We start from the raw sequence: 12,826 nt of genomic DNA, 5'->3' as shown, positions 1-12,826 counted from the left end.
AAAGCCCGCTGAACCTGTGAAGGTCGGCGGGCTTTTTTGCGTGTCAGCCTTGCGGATCGACTTGATCGAGGACGCGGTTAACCGACAGCTCCGCGAGCGAAATCATCTGCTGGATACCGAGAAGCTGACTGCACGTCGGACCGCTCAGGGTAAACGCCAACTCACTGGCCATGACATTGGCCGAGGCCAGAGTTTCACAGACATGGGCCAGCAAGGTTTCGGAATCGACTTCGGGGAGGACAGTGAAGATTGTGCTGGGCTGAGTGACGGGTTTGGGCTGTTTTTCAGGCTGGGGCAGGAGGTAGTGATCGAGCGCACGCAGGGCTGCGTCGTGGAGCTTGCGCGAGTCGAGGAAGGCGTAGGGGGAGACGGGGTCGGTTGGTCGGCCGGGGGTGGTTTCGGATTCGGATTCGGGGGGATTCGGGGTGTGTTTGAACATGGTTGAACTCCTAACTATTCAAGTGGAGCTACCACCATCACTTGCAGATGACGGGTGGCAGCTGTGCACGGGTCTGCAAGACCGAGTTGTTAGGCCCTCGGCATACCCAAAGGTATCCCGCACACAGCCACCATAAAACGATGGCCGCTAAAAAGCGCCACGATTATAGGGGCGCTGATCAGCACCTAACAAACTATCGGCGGGCTTGCAGACCCGGTCGCTGAATTGGCAACGACAGACTCAGGCTAGAGATCGCGCTTCCGACGGGCAACCTGAAAACCTTGTGGGAAGGTTCTGGTTATCTGGAACATTTTTAAACAGAGCAAAGAGGTTGGATGGCTGGGCGGGCCTCTTCGCGAGCAAGCTCGCTCCCACAGTGGGATTGGGTGCAGGTAGTTGGAGATTGGTCGACTGTCAGGCCGCCTTCGCGAGCAAGCCCGCTCCCACATTTGGATTGGGTGTGGGCAGTTGGAGATTGGTCGGCTACTAGACCGCCATCGCGAGCAGGCTCACTCCTACAGAGGGATTGGGTGCAGGCAGTTGGAGATTGGTCGACTGTCAGGCCGCCTTCGCGAGCAAGCCCGCTCCCACATTTGGATTGGGTGTGGGCAGTTGGAGATTGGTCGGCTACTAGGCCGCCATCGCTGGCAAGCCAGTTCCCACAGTGGGATTGGCTGCGGTCAGTGGGAGATTGGTCGGCTGTCAGGCCGCCATCGCGAGCAGGCTCACTCCTACAGTGGGATTGGGTGAGTCAGTTAGAGCCTGGTCGGCTGTCAGGCCGCCATCGCTGGCAAGCCAGCTCCCACAGAAAAGCAAAGCAGTCCAGACAAACCACATGCTTTTCACCACTCAATGGCCGAGTGTCAGCTCGCCGAAAGCTTTTGATCTTGCCGTGCCGGCCCCATCGGCAGGCTGAGTGGAGGGGTTTATCCGGGGGTAGGCGCGCAGCGCCATGCGGCGAAGCCGCATACATCGAGAGGAGGTGCAGCGAAGCAAACCGGAGGCGATGCCCCCGGATGAACCCCGCAACGAAGGAACCCGAGCCTAAGCGAGGGCCGTACGCCGGGGCCCAGCCTTTTGGTTACTTTTCGGCGTCTGGAAAAGTGACTCGCCGTAAGGGCGAAACCGCCAGCGGCAGCACCCTAAGCAACGGATATACACCCAAAACCCCAGGAACCTGGTCGGCCCAAAGGCCGCCAAGTCCAAAACCATCAAGCGTCGCGACGCACTCGGAACCAGGCCGCATACAAAGCAGGCAAAAACAAAAGCGTTAAAGCCGTAGCCACAATCAACCCCCCCATGATCGCCACCGCCATCGGCCCGAAAAACACACTGCGCGACAAAGGAATCATCGCCAGCACCGCCGCCAAAGCCGTCAACACAATCGGCCGAAACCGCCGTACCGTCGCCTCGATAATCGCCTGCCAAGGCTTAAGACCAGAGGCAATATCCTGCTCGATCTGATCCACCAGAATCACCGAGTTGCGCATGATCATCCCCGACAGCGCGATCGTCCCCAGCATCGCCACAAACCCGAACGGCTGGCGGAACACCATCAGAAACAACACCACCCCGATCAACCCCAGCGGCGCCGTCAGAAACACCATCGCCGTGCGCGAGAAACTGCGCAATTGCACCATCAGCAACGTCAGCACCACCACAATGAACATCGGCACCCCGGCATTCACCGACTTCTGCCCACGCTCCGAATCCTCCACCGTACCGCCAACATCCAGCAGATACCCGTCAGGCAATTCGGCACGGATCGGATCCAGCGTCGGCTCGATCTGCTTCACCAGCGTCGCCGGCTGCTCCTTGCCGTAAATGTCGGCACGCACTGTCACGGTCGGCAGACGATTACGGTGCCAGATGATCCCTTCCTCAAACCCGTACTCCAGCGTGGCAATCTGCGACAGCGCCACACTGCGACCGTTATCGGTCGGCACCGCCAGACTCGGCAGCAACGTCAACTCGGTGCGCTCATGCACCGTGCCGCGCAGCAGAATCTCGATCAACTCGTTGTCCTCGCGGTACTGGCTGACACTCGAGCCGGTCAGCGAACTCTGGAGGAATTTCGCCAGATTGGCCGTGCTCACACCGAGCGCCCGGGCACGGTCCTGATCGATGTTCAGGTACACCACTTTGCTCGGCTCTTCCCAATCCAGGTGCACGTTGACCACATGCGGGTTCTCGCGCACCTTGGCCGCCACTTTGCGCGCCAGCGCACGGACTTCCTCGATGTGCTCACCGGTGACGCGAAACTGCACCGGATAGCCAACCGGCGGACCGTTTTCCAGACGCGTAACCCGCGAACGCAGAGTCGGGAATTGCTCGTTAAGGGTCTCGATCAACCAGGTGCGCAGTGTCTCGCGCTCTTCGATGTTTTTCGCCAATACCACAAACTGAGCGAAGCTCGCCGCCGGCAGTTGTTGATCCAGCGGCAGGTAGAAGCGCGGCGAACCGGTGCCGACATACGCCACATAGTTATCGATGCCGGCGTGATCCTTGAGCATCGCCTCCAGGCGTTTGACCTCGGCCGTGGTGTTGGCCAGCGACGCCCCTTCAGCGAGTTTCAGATCGACCATCAACTCCAATCGATTGGAGGCCGGGAAGAACTGCTGCGGGACGAAACGGAACAGCATCACCGACGCAATAAACAGCCCCACTGTCAGCACAATCACGGTTTTGCGGTGCGCCACGCACCACTCCACCAGACGTCGAACCCGTTGATAAAACGGCGTGCCATACGGGTCGGCTTGCCCGTCAGTCGTGCCATGTTTGGCCGCATGAATCTTCGCCAGATCCGGCAGGAGTTTTTCCCCCAGATACGGCACAAACATCACCGCTGCCACCCATGAGGCGAGCAACGCGATGGTCACCACCTGAAAGATCGAACGGGTGTATTCGCCGGTGCCGGACTGCGCGGTGGCGATCGGCAGAAACCCGGCTGCAGTGATCAGCGTACCGGTGAGCATCGGGAACGCGGTGCTGGTCCAGGCGTAGCTCGCGGCCTTGATCCTGTCGAAGCCCTGTTCCATTTTGATCGCCATCATTTCCACGGCGATGATCGCGTCGTCCACCAGCAAGCCCAGCGCCAGCACCAGCGCGCCGAGCGAGATCTTGTGCAGACCGATACCCAGGTAATACATGCAGGCGAAGGTCATCGCCAGCACCAGCGGAATGGTCAGCGCGACCACCATGCCGGTGCGCACGCCGAGGGAGAAGAAGCTCACCAGCAACACGATCGCGAGTGCCTCGACCAGCACCTGGACAAATTCGCCGACCCCGGTTTTCACCGCTGCCGGTTGGTCGGACACCTTGCGCAGTTGCATGCCGGCCGGGAGGTTTTTCTGCAGGCGCGAGAACTCGCCTTCCAGCGCTTTGCCCAGCACCAGAATGTCGCCGCCGTCCTTCATCGCTACTGCGAGGCCAATGGCATTTTCACCCATGAAGCGCATGCGCGGCGCCGGTGGATCGTTGAAACCGCGATGCACATCGGCGACATCGGAGATGCGGAACGTCCGGTCACCGACGCGGATCGGGAAGTTCTTGATCTCCTCGACCGTCTGAAAATTCCCCGAGACCCGCAGTTGCACGCGCTCGCTGCCGGTTTCAAAGAAGCCGGCGGTGGACACCGCGTTCTGCTCTTGCAGCGCTTGCTGCACGGCCGCCAGTGGCAAGCCAAGGGTGGCGAGTTTGACGTTGGACAGTTCGACCCAGATCTTCTCGTCCTGCAAACCGAGCAGGTCGACCTTGCCGACATCTTTCGACTCGTTGCAGCTGGATCTGGATGCGGTCGGCGTAGTCCTTGAGCACCGCGTAGTCGAAGCCGTCACCGGTCAGCGCATAGATGTTGCCGAACGTAGTGCCGAATTCATCGTTGAAGAACGGCCCCTGAATATCCGGCGGCAAGGTCTGGCGAATGTCGCTGACCTTCTTGCGCACCTGGTACCAGAGGTCGGGGATTTCCTTGGAATGCATCGAATCGCGGGCAATGAACGTGACCTGCGACTCACCCGGGCGGGAGAACGACACGATGCGTTCGTACTCGCCGGTTTCCATCAATTTCTTTTCGATGCGTTCAGTGACCTGACGCGAGACTTCCTGCGCGGTCGCCCCCGGCCAGCGGGTCTGAATGACCATGGCCTTGAAGGTGAACGGCGGGTCTTCGCTCTGGCCGAGCTTGGTGTAGGACAAGGCGCCGACGATGGCCAGCAAAAGCATCAGGAACAGTACGATCTGGCGATTACGCAACGCCCATTCGGAAAGGTTGAAGCGCATCGGGACTTACTCCTTGTCCGCCAGATTGACCACACGGTTGGAGCGATCCACAGGCCGCACCTGCTGACCTTCGAGCAATACGTGAACCCCGGCGGCGACTACCCAGTCGCTGGCATTCAGGCCTTCGAGCACCGGCACGCTTTTCTCGCCAAACGGGCCGATACGCACTGGAGTCTTTTTCAAGGTGTTGTTGGCGTTGACGACCCAGACGTAGGTCGCGCCGTTCTCGGCAGTCAGGGCCGAAAGCGGTACCGACAGCGGCACAGCATCCGCCGATTGCACGAACACCCGGGCGCTCTGCCCGAGCTCAGCCGGGACTTTGCCGCTGGTGAACGAGATGCGCGCGGCGAAGGTGCGGGATTTCGGGTCGGCTGCCGGCGACAGTTCACGAATCTGCCCGGCGAAGCGCTGGTTCTGCTGGGTCCACAGTTCAACGGTCACTGGCTGGCCGACCTTGAACCGCCCGAAGCTCTGCTCCGGCAGGCTGATCGACACTTCGCGCTCGCCATCAGTAGCGAGGGTGAACACGGTTTGCCCGGCGGCAACCACTTGCCCGACTTCCACCGAACGCTTGGCCACCACGCCGTCCTGCGGCGCGCGCAACACGGCGTAACTGGCCTGGTTGCTCGAGACGTTGAATTCGGCCTTGATCTGCTTGAGGCGGGCCTCGCCGGAACGGTAGAGATTTTCCGCGTTGTCGTAGGCCGAACGGCTGACCATCTGCCGTTCCATCAGCGTCTTGTAGCGGTCACGCTCGGCGCGCACCAGATTCAGATTGGCTTCGGCGGCGGCGACCTGTGCGCGGGTGGCTTCCAGTTGCAGGCGCACATCCTGCGGATCGAGCTCGGCCAATGGCTGATCGGCCTTCACGCGCTGACCTTCTTCGACCAGTCGTCGGCTGACTTTGCCGCCAATGCGGAATGCCAGATCCGGTTCGTAACGGGCGCGCACCTCGCCCGGATAACTTTCCATCGCCTGCGCCGAAGGCTCTGGCTGCACCACCATGGCCGGTCGAATGCTGACTTGCGTCGCCTCTTCCTGACCGCATGCGGACAATAAAACAGCCAGGCTGACTGGCACGGCAAACGACAACGCATGGCGGAACATGGTGACGGACCTTTCGCTAATGGTGCTTGGAATATTTATACTGGCCGGTATGGTATTAATAGCAAACTCACCAGTCCAGTATTAAAAGCGAAGAATGTCGAACAATCTTGCAGCTCCAAACGGCCCGGGCCGTCCGAAGGATCCGGCCAAGCGCCGGGCGATCCTCGACGCGGCGAAAATCCTGTTTCTGAGTCACGGCTACGCCAACACCAGCATGGACGCGGTCGCCGCCGAGGCTGGCGTGTCGAAACTGACGGTTTACAGCCACTTCAACGACAAGGAGACGCTGTTCTCCTCCGCGGTGATGGCCAAATGCGAGGAGCAGTTACCGCCGCTGTTCTTCGAATTGCCCGCCGGAATCCCCGTGGAAAATGTGTTGCTGAACATTGCCCGAGGCTTTCATCAACTGATCAACAGCGACGAGTCGGTGAATCTGCATCGCTTGATGATGGCGCTGGGCACGCAGGATCCGAAGCTGTCACAGATTTTCTACGACGCCGGTCCCGAGCGCATGGTGCAAGGCATGGAGCGGCTGCTGAAACGCATCGACGAGACCGGCGCGCTGAGCATCGACCTGCCGCGTAATGCGGCCGAGCATTTCTTCTGCCTGATCAAGGGCGCAGGGAATTTTCGTTTGTTGTATTGCTGCGGCGAGCCGCTGAGCGAAGAGGCTTCAGAGAGTCATGTGCAGGAGGTGGTGGGGTTGTTCATGCGGGCGTATCGGCGCTGATTTTGCGGAGTTTTTGCGGACGCCTTCGCGAGCAAGCTCGCTCCCACATTTGAAATGCATTCCAAATGTGGGAGCGAGCTTGCTCGCGAATGGGCGCAACTCGGTCTTAAGGTTTTAACGCTTTCTTCGGGTAGATGTCATACCGGCTCGACTTGCCATCCAGCGCATGGCTCGGCTTCGGCCCCTCGATGCACGGTGCCTTGCGCGGGCGCTTGACCACCACCCGGTGCGTCGCCAACGCCAGCGCCGCCTCCAGCAGTGCCGGCGCATCCGGATCATCCCCGACCAGTGGCCGGAACAGGCGCATTTCCTTCTTCACCAGCGCGGTTTTCTCGCGGTGCGGGAACATCGGGTCGAGGTAGATCACCTGCGGCGGCTCGCCTTCCCAGTTGCGCATGACCTCGATCGAGTTGCCCTTGAGCAGCTTCATCCGCGCGACAATCGGCGCCACATCGAAATCTTCCGCCGCCCGCGCCAGACCATCCTCCAGCAACGCGCCGATCAACGGCTGACGCTCGATCAGGCTCATCTCGCAACCCAGACTGGCCAGCACGAACGCATCCTTGCCCAGCCCCGCCGTGGCATCCAGCACCCGTGGGCGCACGCCTTGAGCAATGCCGACCGCCTTGGCGATCATCTGCCCGCTGCCGCCGCCGTACAGACGCCGATGCGCCGCGCCACCTTCGACGAAATCCACCCGCACCGGCCCTGGTGCGTCCGGGCCGCGCTGCTGCAGCTGCAAACCCTGCTCGCCGACCTGCAAGGCGAACTCGCCGCCGTCCACCTGCAGCGGCAGGCCCAGACGCTCGGCCCACTGCTCGGCTTGCGCTTCAAACGTCGGGCCGAGGGCCTGGACATGGATGCGGCAGGCCGCGGGTTGCTCAATCATGAAAACACGCTCAAAAAAGTTAAGGATCGGCAAAAAGTGGCCGATAAACCAATCAACGCGCATTTTGCCAGAGCTGAGCGTCAACCGAAAAAAATGTCAGGCATTCTTCCCACATCGATTGGCTACATTTCGCCCAAGGGCGACTTCAGCCGTCATAACACTCAAGCATTGGGCGGCGTCAGTCACCTGTGGCAGGATTTCTTTGCCCAGGCGATGGCCGAACAGACGAGTGATGTGGTGCCGGCCTGTGGCACCTTTCCACCGGTTGACCTGAACAGCCCGGAAGAACCGACCCTGGGCAGCGAGCTGCACGCGCACATCGTCGAGCAGCGTCAGTGCGACGTGGTCGACACCGAAGTGCGTCCGCCGGAGCCGCTGTTCCTGCCGATCGCCGAGTTCGAAACCGATCTGCTGGACAAGCCGTTCCCACCGTTCCCGCCAGAAGAACTCAAGGCTCAGCAAGAGCAGCAGGACTTCGACAGCAGCTGGGTCCGTCCAATCGTGATCAACAATGGTCAGCCGCTTCCCGAGCCTGGCCCGGCGCCGCAGAAGAAGCCGCTGTACCTGCCAATTGCCGAATTCGACCTCGATCTGCTGCAAAAACCTTATCCGCCGTTCCCGCCGGAGGAAATCGTCGAGCAGCAGAAGGCTTTGGACTTCGATAACGGCTGGGCGCGCCCGATCGTCCTGCAGAACCTGCGCCTCGCCGCCTGATCCCTCAGCGACACACGCTCCAGCGCCCGACATCGACATGAAAGTGATTGCGGTGGGCGGCGTTGTAATCCGGACTCAACACCACACTGAACGCCTCACAGGCGCCATCGCGCACCTGCCGCAGAAACCGCGCGTCCTGATTCTGTTTCGGCCAGTCCTTGAGCACGCTGATACTGCGCCCGTCCGCCAGCCGAAAACCGGCGATGTCCAGCGCATCGGCACTGGCATGCCGACTGAACGCCCCGCTCTCGCGGTTATAGACATTGCGACAGGCAAAGCTGCCGAGGTGATCAAGCCGCGCCACCCTCTGCCCGTAAACAGATTGCGCGGCGGGTTGCAGGGTGTGTCGTTCAAACATCGCGTAAGCCACCGCCAGCGGGCAACTGGCGAGGAAGCTGCTGCTCAGCGCCACCTCACCGCCCTGCACGCGCACGGTACCGATCAGCGGGCACTTGGCATCGGGACTGTCGGCTTGCGCGGTGACGCGCAGACCCGAGTTGCTCAGGACTTGTGCGCATAATTCGGGATTGCCGCGCAGGCGCATCAGCTTGAAACCGGTCAACCCGTTCGGCGCTGCCTTCACGTCCAGCGGCGCCCACGGGTTCCACTCGGCCGGCACATCGAGCCAGCCGCGCCAGACGCTGAGCACGGCACCCGCGATGATCAGCAGTAACGACAGCGCGATCCAGCGACCCATGCTCAGCCTTTGAAAAACTGATTGGCCTTGGCGTACGGCATCGACTGCGACGTAAAGCCGAACGTCCCGCGCTGCTGGATCTCTTCAGCCGCGCGGAAGAACTCGCCGAATGCTGCCAAGGCCAACGCCGAGCCGGTGCTGATCCTGCGCACACCCATTTCTTCCAACTCCTGTACGGTCAGTTTCAAACCGCCGGACATGAGCACGTTGACCGGTTTTGGCGCCACCGCGCGCACCACCGCCAACACCTCTTCGGCGTTACGCAAACCCGGCGCGTACAGCACGTCGGCGCCCGCCTCGGCAAAGGCTTGCAGGCGGCGAATGGTGTCGTGGAGATCGGGATTGCCGTGCAGGTAGTTTTCCGCGCGGGCGGTCAAGATGAAGGGAAATGGCAGCGTGCGCACCGCAGCGACGGCGGCTTCGATGCGTGCAACGGCGTGTTCGAAGCAGTAGATCGGCGCATCGGCACGGCCCGTGGCGTCCTCGATCGAACCACCCACCGCGCCGGCCTCGGCGGCACGCAACAGGCTTTTCGCGCATTCGGCGGGGTCATCGGCGAAACCGTTTTCCAGATCCACCGCTACCGGCAAATCCGTGGCCGCGACAATCGCCCGGACGTTGGCCAAGGTGTCATCGAGACTCAGGGCGCCGTCGGCCTTGCCCTGGGAAAACGCGTAACCGGCACTGGTGGTTGCCAGTGCCTGATAGCCCAGACTGGCGAGCATCTTCGCCGAGCCGGCATCCCACGGGTTGGGAATCACGAAAATCCCCGGACGCTCGTGCAGGGCCTTGAAGGCCTGGGCTTTGCGGGTTTGTTCTTGAAGGGCGTGGGCGTCCATCGGCAGGCTCCTGGGCTGGGGGAAAATCCGCCTCAGAGCAAGCCGAGTTGCTCGGCGGCGGGTTCTCTGTATAGCTCAGGCAGGGATGGCAGGCCAGGCAAACGTTGCATCAATTGTGCGTGAAAACGTTGCGCCAGCTTCGCCGCCATGACGTTGTCGGCGGTGTGCAGGAAGATGTACGGCGTGCGGCCCTCTTCGATCCACTCGGCGATTTTCGCCACCCACGGCACCAGGAACGGATCATTGGCTTCCAGCTCGGGGTGGCCGATGAAGCGCACCTGCGGGAACTGGGTGAACGCCGCCGGCCGCGTCGGCACCCGGGGCTTTTTCGATTGCGCGTGGATCACCGAAGACTCGGTCGACAGGCAACTGAACAGCGCCCGTGGATCGAGGCAGATGCGTTCTACGCCACGGTCGAGCAGCAAGCGATTGAGCAGGCGTTCGCTCTCACCCTTGGCGAAGAACTGTTCGTGACGCACTTCCACCGCCAGTGGCCGGTCCAGCGCGTCGATGAACGCGGTCAGCTCCGGCAGTCGATGCGGGGTGAAGCTTTTCGACAGTTGCAGCCACAGCGGCGAAACGCGTTCGCCGAGCGGGCTGAGGAGGTTTACGAAGGTTTCGGCGGCGGTCAGTTGATCGCGCAGATCACCGCTGTGGCTGATGTCGCCGGGAAACTTGGCGGTGAAGCGAAAGTGTTCGGGCATGGTCTCGGCCCAGCGCTGCACGGTGGCCGGCGACGGACTGGCGTAGAAGGTCGTGTTGCCTTCGACGGCGTTGAACACTTGGGAGTAGAGAGCGAGGAAGTCGGAGGTCTTGGCGTCTTCGGGGTACAGATACTCGCGCCAGGCGTTTTCACTCCAGGACGGACAACCGAGGTAGTAAGGCAGATCCATCAGATGTACAGGTCGAGGCCCAGCACATCCGCATCCCAATCGACAAAACCGGCGGTGCTCAGGTAGCTGGCGAGGGCCATCGCTACGCTTTTGCTCATGGCGCGGTGATAAATCATGTCTTGCTGACGGGCAGGCAGATTGGCCAGGCGTTGTGCGGAGGCTTTGGCAGCGCGGGCGGCCAGTTGCTCTTCAGTCGGGAATTCCAGCTCGCCGTCGATATCGTCGACGGATTCATCCAGCGCCACATTGCCTTTGCGAGGCTTGCGCTTGATGGGGTAGGACTGAGAGGAGAGGCCGTCTATACGCATAAATTCATGCTCGGTATCGATGATGGCAATTTAGCGGCACTTGGCCGACTTAGCAAATTGCCGAGTGATAACTAGAACACATAAAGCGCAAAAGGTTTAAAGCCCGGGGTTGGAAACTGACGATTGGCAGAATTTGGAATAAGACACGGAGTTTGTGGAGGGCTTTTGTGGTGAGGGGATTTATCCCCGATCGGCTGCGAAGCAGTCGCCGATTTTGGGGCCGCTTCGCGACCCATCGGGGATAAATCCCCTCACCACAGAAGCTTCCCCGCCAGAAGTCAGGCCTCAGCGAGCCTTGGGGGTGGCGACTTTGTCGCGCAGGTAAACCGGTTGCGCGTCATCGGCAGGGATCGACTCGCCGCGTTCCCAGGCAAACCGCGCCAGGGTCAGCAGGTCTTCGGCGTGAGGCAACATGCCGGCATCGGAGCCGGTGAGGTTGACCGCGATCCGCTCGCCATAGCCCCAACCGGTACCTGTACCGAACCACTCACCGCTGGCATCGGCCGGCAGCGCCGCGACTTCCGGCGGCAGCACCGCTTCGGCACCCACCAGACGCATCTCACCGGCCGTCTCGCGGTAGCAGCCCCAATACACTTCATCCATCCGCGCATCGATAGCCGCCGCGACCTGGCTCACGCCGTGTTCGCGATATGCACGTTGCGCCAGGACGGCGAGGTTGGACACCGGCAGCACCGGACGATCCAGCGCGAACGCCAGCCCCTGCACCACACCGATGGCGATCCGCACACCGGTAAACGCACCCGGCCCGCGACCGAACGCGATCGCGTCCACCGCTTGCAGCGTGGTGCCAGCGTCCGCCAGCAGTTGCTGGATCATCGGCAGCAGCTTCTGCGCGTGCAGACGCGGGATCACCTCGTAATGGCTCGTGACCTTGCCGTCATGCAGCAAGGCAACGGAGCAAGCTTCGGTCGCGGTGTCCAGGGCCAGCAAGGTGCTCATCGATGTATCCAAAACAGGTGGGGGAAAAAGTGCGTCAGTATAAACAACTACGGCCCGCAAGCGGGCCGTGGATGATGCAGCCGATCAGCTTTTTCAGCTCAGCGCTTCGAGCACCTTGGCGGTGATCGCTTCAACCGAACCTACGCCCGGAATGTGGCTGTACTTCGGCTTGCCGTTGGCAGCGGAAAGCTTCTGGTAGAAGTCCACCAGCGGCTTGGTCTGCGAATGGTAGACCGACAGGCGATGACGTACGGTTTCTTCGGTGTCGTCCTTGCGCTGCACCAGATCGTCGCCGGTAACGTCGTCTTTGCCAGCCACTTTCGGCGGGTTGTAGACGATGTGGTAGACGCGGCCACTGGCCTCGTGAACGCGACGACCGGCGATACGCTGAACGATTTCTTCGTCTTCAACAGCGATTTCAACCACGGCGTCCAGCTCGACACCGGCAGTTACCAGCGCTTCGGCCTGTGGAATGGTGCGCGGGAAACCGTCGAACAGAAAGCCGTTGGCGCAGTCTGGTTGAGCGATGCGATCCTGCACCAGCGCGATGATCAGGTCATCCGACACCAGGCCGCCGGCATCCATGATGCTCTTGGCTTGAACGCCCAGCGGAGTGCCAGCCTTGACCGCTGCACGCAGCATGTCGCCGGTGGAGATTTGCGGAATGCCGAATTTCTCGGTGATGAACTTAGCCTGAGTACCTTTACCGGCCCCGGGAGCTCCCAGCAGAATGACGCGCATCGATGTGCTCCTCAATTTTTTATATAGAAAACAACGGGATTCGCCTCTTTGGGCCAATCTTAAAAAACGGGTCGTGGCCGCACAAACGGCCAAAGGCTGATCAAGATACACAGCAGGCTGCGCCCACACAAGACGCCAAAAGTCGGAGAAACCGGCGCCCGCCGCGACCTTGCGACGCGGTAACCCAAGTCGCAACCCCATCACTAACTGTCGCCTGCCCGCACTTCC

11 protein-coding genes and 1 pseudogene are annotated in these 12,826 nt (G+C 61.2%); 2 read left to right on the top strand and 10 right to left on the bottom strand.

Annotated features, from left to right (window positions below; all coding sequences use genetic code 11):
- Positions 1-43: 43 nt before the first annotated feature.
- The 3 genes and pseudogenes from ACOYXI_RS24895 to ACOYXI_RS24885 all read right to left on the bottom strand — a co-directional run bounded on the left by ACOYXI_RS24895 (position 44) and on the right by ACOYXI_RS24885 (position 5,827).
- Positions 44-439, bottom strand: a complete 396-nt coding sequence (locus ACOYXI_RS24895) for a DUF6124 family protein (RefSeq protein ID WP_461675419.1) — start codon at positions 437-439, stop codon at positions 44-46.
- A 1,211-nt stretch (positions 440-1,650) separates the two neighbouring features.
- Positions 1,651-4,720 (bottom strand): annotated as a pseudogene (locus ACOYXI_RS24890) (efflux RND transporter permease subunit).
- 6 nt (positions 4,721-4,726) lie between these two features.
- Positions 4,727-5,827, bottom strand: coding sequence for an efflux RND transporter periplasmic adaptor subunit (locus tag ACOYXI_RS24885; RefSeq protein ID WP_461675418.1), 1,101 nt, complete (start codon positions 5,825-5,827; stop codon positions 4,727-4,729).
- A gap of 94 nt (positions 5,828-5,921) precedes the next feature.
- Here ACOYXI_RS24885 and ACOYXI_RS24880 point away from each other — a divergent pair, with 94 nt between their 5' ends.
- Positions 5,922-6,557 (top strand): TetR/AcrR family transcriptional regulator, encoded by a 636-nt coding sequence (locus tag ACOYXI_RS24880; RefSeq protein ID WP_135295046.1) that lies wholly within the window; start codon positions 5,922-5,924, stop codon positions 6,555-6,557.
- A gap of 106 nt (positions 6,558-6,663) precedes the next feature.
- Here the strand turns inward: ACOYXI_RS24880 and ACOYXI_RS24875 are convergent, their stop codons facing one another.
- The gene (locus ACOYXI_RS24875; protein ID WP_461675417.1) at positions 6,664-7,446 is read right to left on the bottom strand and encodes a class I SAM-dependent methyltransferase; all 783 of its coding nucleotides are present in this window, start codon (positions 7,444-7,446) and stop codon (positions 6,664-6,666) included.
- A gap of 93 nt (positions 7,447-7,539) precedes the next feature.
- On the opposite strand from ACOYXI_RS24875, the gene ACOYXI_RS24870 reads away from it, so the two are divergent.
- A complete protein-coding gene (locus tag ACOYXI_RS24870; protein ID WP_123587365.1) occupies positions 7,540-8,160 on the top strand; it encodes an energy transducer TonB in 621 nt (206 codons plus the stop codon).
- 4 nt (positions 8,161-8,164) lie between these two features.
- On the opposite strand, the gene ACOYXI_RS24865 is transcribed toward ACOYXI_RS24870, so the two are convergent.
- The 6 genes from ACOYXI_RS24865 to adk form a co-directional block, all read right to left on the bottom strand.
- A complete protein-coding gene (locus tag ACOYXI_RS24865; protein WP_461675416.1) occupies positions 8,165-8,857 on the bottom strand; it encodes an extensin-like domain-containing protein in 693 nt (230 codons plus the stop codon).
- A gap of 2 nt (positions 8,858-8,859) precedes the next feature.
- Positions 8,860-9,696, bottom strand: coding sequence for an isocitrate lyase/PEP mutase family protein (locus ACOYXI_RS24860; RefSeq protein ID WP_461675415.1), 837 nt, complete (start codon positions 9,694-9,696; stop codon positions 8,860-8,862).
- A 32-nt stretch (positions 9,697-9,728) separates the two neighbouring features.
- Positions 9,729-10,589, bottom strand: a complete 861-nt coding sequence (locus ACOYXI_RS24855) for a DUF72 domain-containing protein (RefSeq protein ID WP_103368432.1) — start codon at positions 10,587-10,589, stop codon at positions 9,729-9,731.
- On the bottom strand, positions 10,589-10,897 hold the full coding sequence (locus ACOYXI_RS24850) for a hypothetical protein (protein ID WP_003222071.1): 309 nt from the start codon (positions 10,895-10,897) through the stop codon (positions 10,589-10,591). Before ACOYXI_RS24850 ends, ACOYXI_RS24855 begins: the two co-directional genes overlap by 1 nt.
- Positions 10,898-11,182: 285 nt before the next feature.
- Positions 11,183-11,857, bottom strand: a complete 675-nt coding sequence (gene tsaB / locus ACOYXI_RS24845) for a tRNA (adenosine(37)-N6)-threonylcarbamoyltransferase complex dimerization subunit type 1 TsaB (RefSeq protein WP_461675414.1) — start codon at positions 11,855-11,857, stop codon at positions 11,183-11,185.
- Between the two features lie 93 nt (positions 11,858-11,950).
- Entirely contained in the window at positions 11,951-12,598 is a 648-nt protein-coding gene (adk, locus tag ACOYXI_RS24840; RefSeq protein WP_003222067.1) for an adenylate kinase, read from the bottom strand.
- Positions 12,599-12,826: the final 228 nt, after the last annotated feature.

It is taken from the genome of Pseudomonas sp. G3-19, assembly GCF_054855875.1.
This window is presented reverse-complemented; position numbering and strand designations above follow the sequence as displayed.

Excerpts from the sequence above, each read along its gene's own strand:
- ACOYXI_RS24865 (WP_461675416.1), bottom strand. The coding sequence starts at position 8,857 with ATGGGTCGCTGGATCGCGCTGTCGTTACTGCTGATCATCGCGGGTGCC.
- adk (WP_003222067.1), bottom strand. The coding sequence starts at position 12,598 with ATGCGCGTCATTCTGCTGGGAGCTCCCGGGGCCGGTAAAGGTACTCAG.
- ACOYXI_RS24870 (WP_123587365.1), top strand. The coding sequence starts at position 7,540 with ATGTCAGGCATTCTTCCCACATCGATTGGCTACATTTCGCCCAAGGGC.
- ACOYXI_RS24850 (WP_003222071.1), bottom strand. The coding sequence starts at position 10,897 with ATGCGTATAGACGGCCTCTCCTCTCAGTCCTACCCCATCAAGCGCAAG.
- ACOYXI_RS24855 (WP_103368432.1), bottom strand. The coding sequence starts at position 10,589 with ATGGATCTGCCTTACTACCTCGGTTGTCCGTCCTGGAGTGAAAACGCC.
- ACOYXI_RS24880 (WP_135295046.1), top strand. The coding sequence starts at position 5,922 with ATGTCGAACAATCTTGCAGCTCCAAACGGCCCGGGCCGTCCGAAGGAT.
- tsaB (WP_461675414.1), bottom strand. The coding sequence starts at position 11,857 with ATGAGCACCTTGCTGGCCCTGGACACCGCGACCGAAGCTTGCTCCGTT.
- ACOYXI_RS24895 (WP_461675419.1), bottom strand. The coding sequence starts at position 439 with ATGTTCAAACACACCCCGAATCCCCCCGAATCCGAATCCGAAACCACC.
- ACOYXI_RS24885 (WP_461675418.1), bottom strand. The coding sequence starts at position 5,827 with ATGTTCCGCCATGCGTTGTCGTTTGCCGTGCCAGTCAGCCTGGCTGTT.
- ACOYXI_RS24860 (WP_461675415.1), bottom strand. The coding sequence starts at position 9,696 with ATGGACGCCCACGCCCTTCAAGAACAAACCCGCAAAGCCCAGGCCTTC.
- ACOYXI_RS24875 (WP_461675417.1), bottom strand. The coding sequence starts at position 7,446 with ATGATTGAGCAACCCGCGGCCTGCCGCATCCATGTCCAGGCCCTCGGC.